Genomic DNA, 15,594 nt, shown 5'->3' with positions numbered 1-15,594 from the left:
GTGTGCCGGGTTTACGACTGCTTCGCAGCCGAACGCAGCCTCGCAGGCCCGGCAGCTGCAGGTGAACGCGGCCGCCGCGAGGTATCAAACGAGTGTTTCATCGCTTGATGGCCATTTGCTTATTTTGTCAGTGCGTTCTTTTGCGTAATCAGTACAATCGCCCGATTTGCCCCCCGAGAATGGAAGCAGTACGGAGGGTGTTTGCGAGAAGTCTCATGCTTATCGGTAGTTATTCCCCCACGCTGGTCATCATCTCGCTTTTTGTGGCGATTCTCGCCTCCTATACCGCGCTCAACCTGACCGAACGCATCGCCACGGCCAAGGGCCGGGCTGTGCATCTATGGACGGCTGGCGGCGCCTTTGCCATGGGGGTTGGCGTGTGGTCGATGCATTTCATCGGCATGCTCGCGTTCAAATTGCCCATCGACCTCGGTTACGAGGTCGGCATCACATTGCTGTCACTGTTGATTGGCATCCTGTCCTGCGGCTTTGCCCTGTGGCTGGTCAGCCAGCCACAATTGCCAGCGTGGCAATTGGCGTTCGGCGCGCTGGTCATGGGTTCCGGGATCAGCGCCATGCACTACACCGGCATGGCCGCCATGCGCATGCAGCCGGGTATCGATTACGATCCGACGCTGTTCGGCGCCTCGCTGCTGATCGCCGTAGTCGCCTCGGGCGCCGCGTTGTGGATCGCTTTCCGCCTGCGCCAGCACACACCTTATGTCGGCCTGATCCGTGGCGGTGCGGCGGTGATCATGGGATTCGCGATCGTCGGCATGCACTACACCGGCATGGCGGCAGCGCGTTTCCCGGATGGCAGCTTCTGTGGCGCGGCCGTCAGCGGCCTGAACGGCAAGGGCCTGGACAATCTGGTACTGATTACCACCCTGGCGGTGTTGAGCCTCGCGTTACTGACCTCGATCCTCGATGCGCGCCTTGAGGCCCGCACCGCAGGCCTTGCCCACTCATTGACCGAGGCCAACCGCGAGCTGACTCAATTGGCCCTGCATGACACCCTGACCGGCCTGCCGAATCGCGTGTTGCTGGCTGACCGCATCGATCAGGCGATGTCCATGGTGCGCGAGCAGGGCGGTTGTTTCGCGTTGATGTTCATCGATCTGGACGGTTTCAAACCGGTCAACGATGCCTTTGGGCACCATATGGGCGATCTGTTGTTGCGTGAGGTCGGCTTGCGCCTGCGTGAGGATTTACGCAGCCAGGACACCCTGGCGCGGATCGGCGGTGATGAATTTGTATTGCTGGTGCAACTCGGCGAGCAGAATGACGCATTGAGCCTGGCGGCCCGTCAGGTCGGGCTGATCGGGCGTTCGTTCCGGGTCGGCGAACATGACTTGCAGATTTCCGCCAGCGTCGGCATCGCGATTTATCCGGGCAACGGTGAAACCGCCGAGGAATTGCTGATGAACGCCGACGCGGCGATGTATCACGCCAAGGGTGCCGGGAAAAACGGCTATAGCTTCTTCGATGCCTCGATGAACAGCAACGCGCGCAAACAGCTGCAGTTATTGCAAGACTTGCGTATCGCCATTGATCAGCAGCAATTCAGTCTCTATTACCAACCCAAGTTCGATGCCAACAATGGCCGGCCGGTCGGTGCCGAGGCGCTGCTGCGCTGGGTGCATCCGACCCAGGGCATGTTGCTCCCGGACAAGTTCATCGAACTGGCGGAAAAGACCGGGCTGATCATTCCGATTGGCGAATGGGTGCTCAACGAAGCCTGCCGTCAGATGCGCGAGTGGTACGTGCTCGGGTACACCGACTGGCGCATCGCAGTGAACCTTTCAGCCTTGCAGTTCTGCCACGCGGGCCTGGTCCAGAGCGTCGCCAAAGTCTTGGCCACTCACCATTTGCCGGCCAACAGCCTGACCCTCGAGATCACGGAAACCACCGCCATGAGCGATGCCGATGCGAGCATGACGGTGCTTCAGGAACTTTCGACAATGGGTGTCGACCTGTCGATCGACGACTTTGGCACCGGCTATTCGAGCTTGATGTACCTCAAGCGCCTGCCGGCTAACGAACTGAAGATCGACCGGGGTTTTGTCCGCGACCTGGAGCGTGACAGCGATGACGCCGCCATCGTTTCCGCCATCGTCGCCCTCGGCCAGGCACTGGGGTTGCGGATCGTCGCCGAAGGGGTGGAGACCGACTCGCAGCAAGACTTCCTGACGCAACTCGGTTGTGATTCGCTGCAGGGTTATCTGCTCGGGCACCCGTTGCCGGCCGAACGCTTCATGGTCGATATTCTGCGTGCAGAGCAATTGGCGGTGAGTTGAGAACAATGTGATTGATGTGAGCCCATGCAAAAGCCAGCGATGACGGTTATTCTTGCCCTCGACCGCTAACGCTTGGAATGGGGGAAAATTCGCATGGACAAAGTCATCGTCATCACCGGCGGCAGCCGCGGTATCGGCGCTGCCACCGCCCTGTTGGCCGCCGAACAAGGCTATCGGATCTGCATCAACTACCTGGCCGACGAATCCGCTGCGCAAACTGTGCTGGAGCAAGTCCGCGCTCTCGGCGCCCAAGCCATCGCAGTGCGCGCTGACGTCAGCATTGAAGATGAAGTGATCGCGCTGTTCCACCGCGTGGACACTGAGTTGGGCCGGGTCACGGCACTGGTGAACAACGCCGGCACCGTCGGGCATAAGTCCCGAGTCGATGAAATGTCCGAATTCCGTATTCTCAAAATCCTCAGAACCAACGTCCTGGCGCCGATCCTCTGCGCCAAACACGCGATCCTGCGCATGTCGCCCAAGCATGGCGGGCAGGGTGGCAGCATCGTTAACGTGTCCTCGGTGGCCTCACGCTTGGGCGCGCCAAGTGAATACGTCGATTACGCCGCCTCCAAAGGTGCGCTGGATACGTTCACCATCGGCCTGTCCAAAGAAGTGGCCGGCGAAGGCATCCGCGTCAACGCGGTGCGTCCTGGTTACATCTACACCGATTTCCATGCGTTGAGCGGTGACCCGGATCGGGTCATCAAGCTGGAGTCGGCGATTCCGATGGCTCGGGGCGGGCGTCCGGAGGAAGTGGCTGAAGCAATTGTGTGGTTGCTGTCGGACAAGGCTTCCTATGCGACCGGGACATTCGTTGACCTCGGTGGCGGGCGTTAACCTATAGATTCGTTGTTGTCTGATCTGGCCTCTTCGCGAGCAAGCCCGCTCCCACATTGGAATGTGTTCAATTGTGGGAGCGGCGGTGCGGCGATCCGACTTGCTCGCGAAGGCGCTAGTCGTGACGCCATCAAACCTTCAGAACGACCGCACAATCCGGCCCAATGTCTCCATCGCCTTCTCGGCTGTCTCATCCCAGGGGCTGCCGTAATTCAGCCGGATACAATTCCTGAAGCGCTGGGTCGGTGAAAAAATCGGCCCGGGCGCAATGCTGATCCCTTGCGCCAACGCCATCTGAAACAACTTCAGCGAATCCATCTGCGGTAGCAATTCCAGCCACAAAAAGTAACCGCCCGCCGGTTGGCTGACGCGAGTCTGCGCCGGGAAGTAGCGAGCGATAGCGGCGAGCATGGCGCTTTGCTGTTCTTCCAGGGCATACCGCAGTTTTCGCAGGTGCCGGTCGTAGCCACCGTGTTGCAGGTAATCGGCAATGGCTGCCTGGGCGGGCATCGACGCGCACAGCGACGTCATGAGTTTCAGTCGTTCGATCTTCTGCGCATAGCGCCCGGCGGCGACCCAACCGATGCGGTAGCCGGGGGCCAGGCTTTTGGCGAACGAACCGCAGTGCATCACCAGCCCTTCGGTATCAAAAGCCTTGGCCGGTTTCGGCGCCTGTTGGCCGTAATACAGTTCTGCGTAGACGTCGTCCTCGATCAACGGCACCTGATGGCTGCGCAATAGCTCAACCAGTTCCTGTTTCTTCACCTCGGGCATCGTCGCGCCCATCGGGTTCTGGAAACTGGTCATGCACCAGACCGCCTTGATCGGGTGCCGTGCCAGGGTTTGCGCGAGTACGCCAAGGTCGATGCCATCGCGCGGATGCACAGGGATTTCCACGGCTTTGAGCTTCAGCCGTTCCAGTATTTGCAGGCAGGCGTAGAACGCCGGGGCTTCGATGGCCACCAGATCGCCGGGCTCGGTGACCGCTTGCAGGCACAGGTTCAGCGCTTCCAGCGCGCCGTTGGTGATCAGCAGTTCTTCCATGGGCAGCATCAGCCCGCCGACCATGTAGCGCAGGGCGATTTGTCGACGCAGTTGCGGGTTGCCCGGCGACATGTCGGTGACGACCATGCGCGGGTCCATCTCGCGGGCGGCACTGGCCAGAGAGCGGGACAACCGTTGCAGCGGGAACAGGGTCGGGCTGGGGAAGGCCGAGCCGAAGGGCACGGTGTTCGGGTCCTTGATCGAGTCAAGGACCGAGAACACCAGTTCGCTGACGTCGACTTCGGTGGACTCGTTGACCTGGCTGCTGATCACCGGCTCCGAGAACGGGCTCGGCGCGTGCGCGTTGACGAAGTAGCCGGAACGCGGGCGAGCGCGGATCAGACCGCGGCGTTCGAGCAGGTAGTAGGCCTGGAACACCGTGGACGGGCTGACCCCGTAGGTCTGGCTGGCGTAGCGCACGGAAGGGACGCGCTGGCCGGGGCCAAGGACACCGGAGCGGATCAGTTCAGCGATGTCGTCGGCGAATTTTTCGTAGCGTTTCATCGAGTGCCCGATTGGTGTCATTCAGTAAAATCGAGGTGAATTCATCGCGAGCAAGCTCGCTCCCACATTGGTCTTGTGAACACCGGAGATCCAGTGTGGGAGCGAGCTTGCTCGCGATTGGCGCCACCGTAGTCTAAAGGCTCAACGATTCATCGGCGCAACAAACCGGCTTTTTGCCACGCTATAGATCTCTGGCTCATCACTGTCGACAATCTTGAAGCTGATCGTCTGCGAACTGCTGCTCGGCCGTTCCGTAGTCATTGCCACCGACACCGGCACGTCCACAATCTCGCCCGGGGCCAGGCTCAGTTCGGTCTTGCCTTGCAGCAGGAAGCCGTCGCCGTCGACCAGGGTCAGACGGTAGTCCTGACGTTGCTGGGTCTTGTTGATGACTTTCAGGCTGTAGATGTTTTCGATCTGCCCCTGACTGTTCTCGCGAAACAGGCCACGGTCCTTGCTCACGTCCAGCGACACCATCGGCCGCTCCACCAGCGCCAGGGCAAGCGCACCGATCATCACCAGCAGGACCGCGGTGTAGCCGATCAAACGTGGCCGCAACAAATGTATCTTGCCACCCTGCAATTGATGCTCCGAGGTGTAGCTGATCAGCCCGCGGGCGTAGCCCATTTTGTCCATGATCGAATCACAGGCGTCGATACACGCGGCGCAGCCGATGCATTCCATCTGCAAGCCGTCGCGGATGTCGATGCCGGTCGGGCAGACCTGCACGCACAACTGGCAGTCGATGCAATCACCGAGGCCGACTTCAGCCGGTGCCACGTCACGTTTGCGCGGGCCACGGTTTTCGCCACGGGCGACGTCGTAGGAGATGGTCAGGGTGTCTTTGTCGAACATCACACTCTGGAACCGTGCATACGGACACATGTGCATGCACACCGCTTCACGCAGCCAACCGGCGTTGATGTAAGTCGCGCCGGTAAAGAACAGCACCCAGAACAGGCTGACGCCGCCCATCTGCAAGGTCAGCAGTTCTTCGGCCAGCGGCCGGATCGGGGTGAAGTAACCGACAAAGGTCAGGCCGGTCAACAGGCTGATGGCCAGCCACAAGGTGTGCTTGGCCGAGCGGCGGATCAGTTTGTTCAGGCCCCAGGGTGCGGCTTGCAGCTTGATCCGCTGGTTGCGTTCGCCTTCGGTGAGCTTCTCGCACCACATGAAGATCCAGGTCCAGGAACTCTGTGGGCAGGTGTAACCGCACCAGACTCGCCCGGCGAACACGGTGATCGCAAACAGGCCGAACGCGGCAATGATCAGCAGCGCCGACAGCAGGATGAAATCCTGCGGCCAGAAGGTTGCGCCGAAGATGTGGAATTTGCTTTCGGAAAGGTCCCAGAGCACAGCCTGACGGCCGCCCCAGTTCAACCACACCGTGCCGAAGAACAGCAGAAACAGAAACCCCGCGCCGCTCATGCGCAGGGTACGGAATAAACCGGTGAAGCTGCGGGTGTGGATCAGGTTGTCGCTGGACTTGGCCTTCATCTTTGGACGCGAAGGCTCATAGCTCTGCACTGAAGGGTTCTGTATTAAAGGGGCGGTTTCTACGGTTCGGACGGGGATTCTATCGCTCATGGTCTTTCGCTCATCAGCCTCCATCAGGCCTGAGCACTATGAGCGGCGATCTGTTTGCATAACAGACTCACCTATTGCAATAAAAAGCGGATCAGATGGACATTGATCCGCCGCCTGCGACAAGTTGATGCACCCGCTGCAGCGGGATGCAGGCGCTTATATCAAGCGTCTGCGGGTGTTGTTGATCCGGGTCAGTCAAATCACCGAATCACTGTCGGTGGCCTTCAAATGCTTACGCCCGTCGACTGCGCCTGCTACGGTCAATGCGTCGGCTTCTGCTTCGGTAATGTAGAAGCGCTGGCCATTGAGCTCCACCGCCGACATGGCTTTTTCCGAGTCGGTAATGATGGTGACGTCGGGACACAAACGAATTTCTTCGCCGTTCTCGGTAATGAAGAAGCTGGTCTGGTTTTCGATGCGCACAGTCATGGAGGCGTCCTTTTTTCTGCGGGTTATAAGGTGTTAGGGCACAGCCGAGGATCATCGTTCTGTGCAACCGATTAATGGTCGACGCGGTCCATCCTGAAACGACCTTTAACAAGGACAACGCCATGAACGCATGGTGGCATGAGGTTTGGGTGACCCTGCAAGCGGAGTTCGCCGACATTGGCGACGCTTCACAACTGACGCATTACCGTGCGCTTGCTGATGGCGGCGGTGTTGGGCGGGATTCTCGGCTTCGAACGCGAGCACAAGGGCAAGGCCGCCGGGGTCCGCACCCACATGCTGGTTGCCCTCGGCGCCGCGCTGTTCGTGCTGGTGCCGCAAATGTCCGGCTCGCAGGCCGATGCCATGAGCCGGGTGGTGCAGGGTGTGATCGCGGGGATCGGCTTTCTTGGCGCAGGGACTATTCTGAAAAACAACGAGGGCGACGAGGGGCACGTCAAAGGCCTGACCACCGCCGCGGGGTTGTGGATGACCGCCGCCATCGGCGTCTCGGCCGGGTTGGGGCGAGAGGCGACGGCGGTGTTCAGTACGTTGCTGGCGTTGGCGATATTCAGTGTGATGCCGAGGATCGTGCGATTACTGGAGAGGGATCACACCCCGTAGGAGCTGCCGAAGGCTGCGATCTTTTGATCTTGAAAAGCAAATCAAGAGATCGCAGCCTTCGGCAGCTCCTACGGTGTAACGATCACCGGCGGCATCGTCTCTGGCGGTTCTTCCCGCGGTGGCGGGGTGGTGCCGGGCGGATCTTGCTCAGGCACAGGCGTAGGTTCGGTCGGCGGAATGGTCGGGCTGTCGATGTTTGGATCAGGCGTTTCGGCAGGGATCGGAATGCTCATAAATTCAGTCTCCAGTGGCACATGGCGTAAGTCGTGCTTAAGTGTGTTGACCACCATGCAAAGGAATTGATTCCCCCGAAGACCCAGGCAAATCCTCGTGAACTTTACCGGTGCCTGTCGCTCGGAACCTAAGTGAGTTCATTCCGGGGCGGACGATCCTGCGGGATGGCTATCCAGTTACAAGCCACAGACACAAGAGCGTCCATGGGGCGTAAAGGAGAGATGCTCGATGACTGCTGAAAAACCGACAGAGCTGAACTACAACCCTCATATGCCGCTGTCGCAGGCTTTACTGCTACCGCGCATCGCAATCGAAAACACCATGCCGACCCTCGATGGCGGGCAGTTCGCCGTCAAAGCCGTGGTGGGTCAGGACGTGGTGGTGACCAGCAAAGTGTTCGCCGACGGTCACGACAAGTTGGCCGTGCGAGTGCGCTGGCACGCCGAGGGCGAGGAAACCTGGCAAAGCGAAGTCATGGCCGACCTGGGCAATAACGGTTGGCAGGGCCAGTTCCGGGTCGCGCGCCAGGGCCGTTATGTGTTTTGCATCGAAGCCTGGATCGATCAGTTCGCCAGCTTCTGTTATGAGCTGGAGAAAAAACACGCAGCCAGGGTGCCGATCAGCCTGGAGTTGCAGGAGGGGCGAACGCTGGTCCAGCAAGCCGCCGAACGCACCGAAGGGCAGCTGAGTGAACAGCTGGCGGCGCTGCACCATGAATTGTCGGGTCTGCTCGAAATCGAGCAGGTCGAGTTGTTTTTGCACCAGCGTAGCGCCGAGCTGATGACGCAGGCCGATCATCGTACCTATTTGAGCATCAGCCCCGAGTACCCGCTCGACGTCGAACGGGACCTGGCGCAGTTCGCCAGTTGGTATGAATTGTTTCCGCGTTCGATCACTGACGATCCGGCCCGGCATGGCACCTTCAACGATGTGCATGCGCGGCTGCCGATGATCCAGGACATGGGCTTCGATGTGCTGTACTTCCCGCCGATCCACCCGATCGGCCGCAGTTACCGCAAAGGTCCGAACAATTCCCTGACCGCCGGGCCGGACGATCCGGGCAGTCCGTATGCCATCGGCAGCGAAGAGGGCGGGCATGAAGCCATTCATTCAGAGCTGGGCAGCCGCGAAGACTTCCGGCGTCTTGTCGCGGCAGCCGCTGACCATGGGCTGGAAATCGCCCTCGACTTCGCGATTCAGTGTTCCCAGGATCACCCATGGCTGCAGCAGCATCCGGGCTGGTTCAACTGGCGGCCGGACGGCACGATCAAATACGCCGAAAACCCGCCGAAAAAATACCAGGACATCGTCAACGTCGATTTCTATGCCAGCGATGCGATACCGAGTCTGTGGGTCGAGTTGCGCGACATCGTGGTGGGTTGGGTCGAGGAGGGCGTGAAACTGTTTCGAGTCGACAACCCTCACACCAAACCGCTGCCGTTCTGGCAATGGCTGATCGCTGATGTGCGGGCGCTGTACCCCGAGGTGATCTTCTTGGCCGAAGCCTTCACCACCCCGGCGATGATGGCGCGGTTGGGCAAGGTCGGTTACTCCCAGAGCTACACCTATTTCACCTGGCGCAACAACAAGTCCGAGCTGGCCACCTATTTCACCGGACTCAATGAGTCACCGTGGCGCGAATGCTTCCGGCCGAATTTCTTCGTCAACACACCGGACATCAACCCGGCGTTTTTGCATGAGTCAGGACGCGCCGGTTTTCTGATCCGAGCCGCGCTGGCCACCATGGGCTCCGGTCTGTGGGGCATGTATTCAGGCTTTGAACTGTGCGAAGCGGCACCGGTGCCGGGCAAGGAGGAATACCTCAATTCCGAGAAGTACGAAATCCGCCCACGGGACTTCAACGCGCCGGGCAACATCATTGCCGAGATCGCCCAGCTCAACCGCATCCGCCGGCAGAACCCGGCGCTGCAGACGCATCTGGGCCTGAAGGTCTACAACGCCTGGAACGACAACATTCTGTATTTCGGCAAACGCAGCGCGGATGGCAGCAATTTCATTCTGGTGGCTGTCAGCCTTGATCCGCTTAACGTCCAGGAAGCGAATTTCGAATTACCGCTGTGGGAAATGGGCTTGCCCGACGACGCCAGCACCCAGGGCGAAGACTTGATGAGCGGTCATCGCTGGACCTGGCACGGCAAGTACCAATTCATGCGGATCGACCCGGCGAATCAACCGTTCGGGATTTGGCGAATTACCAATTCCTGAGCCTGACGAAGATCAAATGTGGGAGCTGGCTTGTCTGCGATAGCGGCGGGTCAGCGCCGAACATACTCGCTGACACATCGCTATCGCAGGCCAGCCAGCTCCCACACTGATCGCATTTCTTCAGGCAGTTGATGTTTTTCCAGAGTTTTTCAGGAGTTTCAAATGGCGAAGAAACCCAAGGCAGCCACCTTTATCAAGGACCCGCTCTGGTACAAGGATGCGGTGATCTATCAGGTTCACGTTAAGTCTTTTTTCGACTCCAACAATGACGGGATCGGCGACTTTCCCGGTCTTATCGCCAAACTCGATTACATTGCCGATCTGGGCGTCAACACCATTTGGTTGTTGCCGTTCTATCCCTCGCCACGACGCGACGATGGCTACGACATCGCCGAATACCGTGGCGTGCATTCCGACTACGGCACCATGGCCGACGCCAAGCGTTTCATCTCGGAAGCCCACAAACGTGGCCTGCGGGTCATTACCGAACTGGTCATCAACCACACCTCGGACCAGCACGCCTGGTTTCAGCGAGCGCGCAAAGCCAAGAAAGGTTCGGCGGCGCGGGACTTCTACGTCTGGTCTGATGACGATCAAAAGTACGACGGCACTCGTATCATCTTTCTCGACACCGAAAAATCCAACTGGACCTGGGACCCGGTGGCCGGTCAGTACTTCTGGCACCGGTTCTATTCCCACCAGCCAGACCTGAATTTCGATAACCCGCAAGTCATGAAAGCCGTGCTGTCGGTGATGCGCTACTGGCTGGACATGGGCATCGACGGTCTGCGTCTGGACGCGATTCCGTACCTGATCGAACGCGACGGCACCAACAACGAAAACCTGCCCGAGACCCACGACGTCCTCAAGCAGATCCGCGCCGAAATCGACGCCAATTACCCGGACCGCATGCTGCTGGCCGAGGCCAACCAATGGCCGGAAGACACGCAACTGTATTTCGGCGACACCGACGCCAAGGGCCTGAACGGCGACGAATGCCACATGGCGTTCCACTTCCCGCTGATGCCGCGCATGTACATGGCGCTGGCCCAGGAAGACCGTTTCCCGATCACCGACATCCTGCGCCAGACCCCGGAGATCCCCGCCAACTGTCAGTGGGCGATTTTCCTGCGCAACCACGATGAGCTGACCTTGGAAATGGTCACCGACAAGGAACGCGATTACCTGTGGAATTACTACGCGGCCGACCGTCGGGCGCGGATCAACCTGGGCATTCGCCGCCGCTTGGCGCCATTGATGGAGCGCGATCGTCGTCGCGTGGAACTGCTCAACAGTTTGCTGCTGTCGATGCCCGGCACGCCGACCCTGTATTACGGCGATGAAATCGGCATGGGTGACAACATCTACCTCGGCGACCGTGACGGCGTGAGGACGCCGATGCAGTGGTCGATTGACCGTAACGGCGGTTTCTCCCGCGCCGACCCGGCGAGCCTGGTGCTGCCGCCGATCATGGACCCGCAATACGGTTACCTGTCGGTCAACGTTGAAACCCAGGCCGGCGACCCGCATTCGCTGCTGAACTGGACCCGGCGCATGCTCGCCGTGCGCAAGCAGTCCAAGGCCTTCGGTCGCGGCACGCTGAAAATGCTCTCGCCGAGCAACCGGCGGATCCTGGCCTACACCCGGGAATTCACCGGGCCGGATGGCAAGCACGAAATCATCTTGTGCGTGGCCAACGTGTCACGTAGCGCGCAAGCGGCGGAACTGGACCTGTCGGCCTATGTCGGCATGGTGCCGGTGGAGATGCTCGGCGGTAACGCCTTCCCGCCTATTGGTCAGTTGAATTTTCTGCTGACCCTGGCGCCTTACGGCTTCTATTGGTTCGTATTGGCGGCGGAAAACCAGATGCCAAGCTGGCACGTGGAACCGGCGCAAAGCCTGCCGGACTTCACCACGCTGGTGCTGAAAAAACGCATGGAAGAACTGCTCGAAGCGCCGTCCCGCGGCACGCTGGAGCAGGGTATCTTGCCGAGCTGGCTACAGAATCGCCGCTGGTTTGCCGGCAAGGACGCGGCCATCGAACAGGTCAACATCGCTTACGGCGTGCGCTTCGGCGATCCGCTGCACCCCGTGTTGTTGAGTGAAATCGACGTCACCAGTGGCGGCCAGACCAGCCGCTATCAGTTGCCGTTCGGTTTTATCTCCGAAGATCAGGTGGGTGCCGCGTTGCCTCAGCAACTGGCCTTGTCTCGAGTCCGGCGCGTGCGTCAGGTCGGTTTGATCACCGACGCCTTCAGCCTCGACACCTTTGTGCATGCGGTTTTGCATGGCATACAAAGCAATATCGTATTGCCATCCAGCGCGGGCGAGATCCATTTCGAGCCGACGGCGGAACTGGCGAGTCTCGGTCTGACGGGGGAATCGGAAGTACGTTACCTGTCCGCCGAACAGTCCAACAGTTCGGTGGTGATCGGCAACAGCCTGGTGCTGAAACTGATCCGCAAGGTCGCGTCTGGCGTGCATCCGGAGCTGGAAATGAGCGCGTACCTGACCAACGCCGGTTTCCGCAATATCTCGCCGCTGCTGGGTTCGGTGGTTCGCCGTGATCCGGCGGGCGAGGACAATCTGTTGATGATTGCCCAAGGCTACTTGAGCAATCAGGGCGACGCCTGGGAATGGACCCAGAACAACCTCGAACGGGCGCTGCGCGACGAACTGGCCGACGCCATGTCTGAGCAGGAGCAACACTACAACGCCTTGGGTGAACTGAGAGACTTCGCCGGCATGCTCGGTCAGCGTCTCGGTGAAATGCATCAGCTGCTGGCGGTGCCCAGCGACAACCCGGACTTCGCCCCGCAGGTCACCTCCCAGAAAGATGCCTTGGCCTCGGCCAAGGACGTGACGGCGCAACTGGAGTACGCGCTGAAGTTGCTCAAGCAGCATCAAGGCGAATTGAACCCGGCAGACAAAGCCTTGGTCAGTCGTTTGCTGGACAACAAAAAAGCCATCCTCAGCCATGTTCAAGAACTGGGCAAAAAAGCCGCCGGTGGTCTGCGCATTCGTGTCCACGGCGACTTGCACCTGGGCCAGGTGCTGGTGATCAAGGGCGACGCCTACTTGATCGACTTCGAAGGCGAACCGGCGCGGCCGCTGCACGAACGACGGGGAAAACACAGCCCGTACAAAGACGTCAGTGGCGTATTGCGTTCTTTTGACTACGCTGCGGCGATGGCGATCAATGTGCACAACGTCGATAACACGGCCGATGCCCAAGCCGCTCGTCAACGTGTCGCCGATCGCTATTTAAATGAAGCAAGACAAGCATTTGTCGACGCTTATCGGCTGGCGGCAGCTAGTCTTGCTCATGCATGGCAAGATCCGGAAGGCGAGGACGCCGCATTGGCGTTGTTCGGCCTGGAGAAGGCAGCGTATGAAGTGGCCTATGAGGCAGAAAATCGCCCCACATGGTTGCCCGTGCCGTTGCACGGTTTGTATGGACTATTGAGTGGGCTTAAACCCTTTTCCGATCTTGGTGGAGAGTAGTTATGAGTTTCTCGAACAAGGAGCAGGGTCACGCTAAAGAAGCGCTGCTGCCCAGAGCACGGGATATCGATGCGCTAGTACGCGCCGAACATCACGACCCCTTTGCGATTCTCGGCCCCCACGGCGATGGTGCCGGCGGGCAATTCATTCGGGCCTATTTGCCGGACGCCTTGAGCGTGCAGGTACTGGCCAAGGACTCCGGGGAGGAACTCGGCACCCTTGAGGCGACCCAGACGCCGGGGCTGTTCGTCGGGCACTTCGATCGGGCGCAGGCGTATCTGCTGCGAACCCGGTGGGCCGGCGGCGAACAGGTTTCCGAGGACCCTTACAGCTTTGGCCCGTTGCTCGGCGAGATGGACTTGTACCTGTTCGCCGAAGGCAATCACCGCGATCTCAGCGCTTGCCTGGGCGCGCAGCTGCAAACGGTCGACGGTGTCGATGGCGTGCGGTTCGCCGTGTGGGCACCGAACGCCAAAAGGGTGTCGGTGGTGGGTGACTTCAACAACTGGGACGGTCGTCGGCACCCGATGCGCCTGCGTCATCCTACCGGCGTATGGGAAATTTTCGTCCCGCGCATGCAAGCGGGGGAAACCTACAAATACGAAATCCTCGGTACCCACGGCATTCTGCCGCTCAAGGCCGACCCGATGGCGCTGGCCACCTCGCTGCCGCCGGACACCGCGTCAAAAGTCGCTTCGCCGCTGAACATCGAGTGGCAGGATCAGGAGTGGATGCAATCCCGGGGCGACCGTCATCGGGTGAGTGCGCCGCTGTCGATCTACGAATTGCACGCTGGCTCGTGGCAATGTGAGCTGGATGATCTGGGCGAGGTCGCCCGCCAGTACACCTGGCATGAGTTGGCCGAGCGGCTGATTCCTTACGTGAAGGATCTGGGTTTTACCCACATCGAGCTGATGCCGATCATGGAACACCCGTTCGGCGGGTCCTGGGGCTATCAGTTGCTGTCGCAATTCGCCCCGAGCGCCCGCTACGGTACGCCGGATGACTTCGCCGCGTTCGTCAATGCCTGCCACCAGGCCGACATTGGCGTGATCCTCGACTGGGTGCCGGCACATTTTCCGACCGATACCCACGGCCTGGCGCAATTCGACGGCACCGCGCTGTACGAATACGGCAACCCGCAAGAAGGCTTCCATCAGGACTGGGACACGCTGATCTACAACCTGGGTCGCACCGAAGTGCACGGCTACATGCTGGCCTCGGCGCTGCACTGGCTCAAACATTTCCACGTCGACGGTCTGCGGGTCGATGCCGTGGCTTCGATGCTGTATCGCGATTACTCGCGCAAGGCCGGCGAATGGGTGCCAAACCGTCACGGCGGTCGGGAAAACCTCGAAGCCATCGACTTCCTGCGCCATCTCAATGACGTGGTCGACCTCGAAGCCCCTGGCGCGCTGGTGATTGCCGAAGAATCCACCGCATGGCCGGGTGTCAGCCAGGGCACGCAACAGGGCGGACTGGGCTTCGACTACAAGTGGAACATGGGCTGGATGCACGATTCGCTGCACTACATCCAGCAGGACCCGGTGTACCGCGCCCATCACCACAATGAACTGAGCTTCGGCCTGGTGTATGCCTGGTCCGAGCGTTTTATCCTGCCGATTTCCCATGACGAGGTGGTACACGGCAAGCACTCGCTGATCGACAAGATGCCCGGCGACCGCTGGCAGAAATTCGCCAACCTGCGCGCCTACCTCAGTTTCATGTGGGCGCATCCGGGCAAGAAGCTGTTGTTCATGGGCTGCGAGTTTGGTCAGTGGCGTGAGTGGAACCACGATCAGCAACTGGACTGGTACTTGCTGCAGTACTCGGAACACAAAGGTGTGCAGAAACTCGTCGGCGATCTTAATCGGCTGTATCGCGAAGAGCCGGCGCTGCATGATCAGGACGACGCGCCGCAAGGCTTCCAGTGGCTGATCGGTGATGATGCAATCAACAGCGTTTACGCCTTCATGCGCTGGAGCAGGGAGGGGCGGCCGGTGTTGGTGGTGGCTAACTTCACGCCGGTGCCGCGTGAGGGTTATCGCGTCGGCGTACCGTTTGCCGGGCGTTGGACCGAGGTGATCAACAGCGATGCGGCCACTTACGCCGGTTCGAACTATGGCAACAGCGGCGGGGCGTTTACCGAGGAGGAGCCGAGCCATGGCCAGGCACTCTCGTTGGTATTGAACCTGCCGCCGCTGGCGGTGTTGATGCTGCGTCCGGAGGGTTGATCTAGCACCGAGTCGCTCCCATCGCGAGCAAGCTCGCTCCCACTTTGGATTTATGTCGTACACAAAACCAATGT

General features: G+C 60.0%; 9 protein-coding genes and 1 pseudogene. 6 read left to right on the top strand and 4 right to left on the bottom strand.

Features of this window, described 5'->3' with window-relative positions; translation table 11 throughout:
- Positions 1–215: 215 nt before the first annotated feature.
- Together E3W21_RS19895 and E3W21_RS19890 are read left to right on the top strand one after the other, a co-directional pair.
- Entirely contained in the window at positions 216–2,297 is a 2,082-nt protein-coding gene (locus tag E3W21_RS19895) for a bifunctional diguanylate cyclase/phosphodiesterase (RefSeq protein ID WP_134421570.1), read from the top strand.
- A 93-nt stretch (positions 2,298–2,390) separates the two neighbouring features.
- On the top strand, positions 2,391–3,137 hold the full coding sequence (locus E3W21_RS19890) for an SDR family oxidoreductase (protein ID WP_134421569.1): 747 nt from the start codon (positions 2,391–2,393) through the stop codon (positions 3,135–3,137).
- A gap of 138 nt (positions 3,138–3,275) precedes the next feature.
- On the opposite strand, the gene mapR is transcribed toward E3W21_RS19890, so the two are convergent.
- The 3 genes from mapR to E3W21_RS19875 all read right to left on the bottom strand — a co-directional run bounded on the left by mapR (position 3,276) and on the right by E3W21_RS19875 (position 6,701).
- Complete coding sequence (mapR, locus tag E3W21_RS19885; protein WP_134421568.1) at positions 3,276–4,685, bottom strand: GntR family transcriptional regulator MpaR; 1,410 nt, start codon at positions 4,683–4,685, stop codon at positions 3,276–3,278.
- A gap of 141 nt (positions 4,686–4,826) precedes the next feature.
- Positions 4,827–6,272, bottom strand: coding sequence for a cytochrome c oxidase accessory protein CcoG (gene ccoG, locus E3W21_RS19880; protein WP_134421567.1), 1,446 nt, complete (start codon positions 6,270–6,272; stop codon positions 4,827–4,829).
- A 195-nt stretch (positions 6,273–6,467) separates the two neighbouring features.
- Positions 6,468–6,701 (bottom strand): DUF3203 family protein, encoded by a 234-nt coding sequence (locus E3W21_RS19875; RefSeq protein ID WP_134421566.1) that lies wholly within the window; start codon positions 6,699–6,701, stop codon positions 6,468–6,470.
- Between the two features lie 122 nt (positions 6,702–6,823).
- Here E3W21_RS19875 and E3W21_RS19870 point away from each other — a divergent pair.
- Positions 6,824–7,322, top strand: a pseudogene (locus E3W21_RS19870) (MgtC/SapB family protein).
- Between the two features lie 68 nt (positions 7,323–7,390).
- Here the strand turns inward: E3W21_RS19870 and E3W21_RS31215 are convergent.
- The gene (locus tag E3W21_RS31215) at positions 7,391–7,555 is read right to left on the bottom strand and encodes a hypothetical protein (protein WP_165353285.1); all 165 of its coding nucleotides are present in this window, start codon (positions 7,553–7,555) and stop codon (positions 7,391–7,393) included.
- A gap of 229 nt (positions 7,556–7,784) precedes the next feature.
- Between E3W21_RS31215 and E3W21_RS19865 the strand changes: the two genes are divergently transcribed.
- From E3W21_RS19865 to glgB, 3 genes are all read left to right on the top strand, one after another.
- A complete protein-coding gene (locus E3W21_RS19865) occupies positions 7,785–9,782 on the top strand; it encodes an alpha-1,4-glucan--maltose-1-phosphate maltosyltransferase (RefSeq protein ID WP_134421565.1) in 1,998 nt (665 codons plus the stop codon).
- 162 nt (positions 9,783–9,944) lie between these two features.
- Entirely contained in the window at positions 9,945–13,286 is a 3,342-nt protein-coding gene (treS, locus tag E3W21_RS19860; protein ID WP_134421564.1) for a maltose alpha-D-glucosyltransferase, read from the top strand.
- A 2-nt stretch (positions 13,287–13,288) separates the two neighbouring features.
- Complete coding sequence (gene glgB / locus E3W21_RS19855; RefSeq protein WP_134421563.1) at positions 13,289–15,520, top strand: 1,4-alpha-glucan branching protein GlgB; 2,232 nt, start codon at positions 13,289–13,291, stop codon at positions 15,518–15,520.
- The last annotated feature ends 74 nt before the right edge of the window (positions 15,521–15,594 follow it).

The sequence above is a fragment of the Pseudomonas sp. F01002 genome (genome assembly GCF_004402115.1).
In the GTDB taxonomy this organism is placed as follows: Bacteria; Pseudomonadota; Gammaproteobacteria; order Pseudomonadales; family Pseudomonadaceae; genus Aquipseudomonas; species Aquipseudomonas frigoris.
The sequence above is the reverse complement of the archived record's forward strand: the minus strand, read 5'-3'. Positions and strand labels throughout refer to the sequence as shown.

Coding starts and splice junctions, on each gene's coding strand:
- E3W21_RS19890 (WP_134421569.1), top strand. CDS start 2,391: ATGGACAAAGTCATCGTCATCACCGGCGGCAGCCGCGGTATCGGCGCT.
- treS (WP_134421564.1), top strand. CDS start 9,945: ATGGCGAAGAAACCCAAGGCAGCCACCTTTATCAAGGACCCGCTCTGG.
- E3W21_RS19895 (WP_134421570.1), top strand. CDS start 216: ATGCTTATCGGTAGTTATTCCCCCACGCTGGTCATCATCTCGCTTTTT.
- ccoG (WP_134421567.1), bottom strand. CDS start 6,272: ATGAGCGATAGAATCCCCGTCCGAACCGTAGAAACCGCCCCTTTAATA.
- mapR (WP_134421568.1), bottom strand. CDS start 4,685: ATGAAACGCTACGAAAAATTCGCCGACGACATCGCTGAACTGATCCGC.
- E3W21_RS19865 (WP_134421565.1), top strand. CDS start 7,785: ATGACTGCTGAAAAACCGACAGAGCTGAACTACAACCCTCATATGCCG.
- E3W21_RS31215 (WP_165353285.1), bottom strand. CDS start 7,555: ATGAGCATTCCGATCCCTGCCGAAACGCCTGATCCAAACATCGACAGC.
- glgB (WP_134421563.1), top strand. CDS start 13,289: ATGAGTTTCTCGAACAAGGAGCAGGGTCACGCTAAAGAAGCGCTGCTG.
- E3W21_RS19875 (WP_134421566.1), bottom strand. CDS start 6,701: ATGACTGTGCGCATCGAAAACCAGACCAGCTTCTTCATTACCGAGAAC.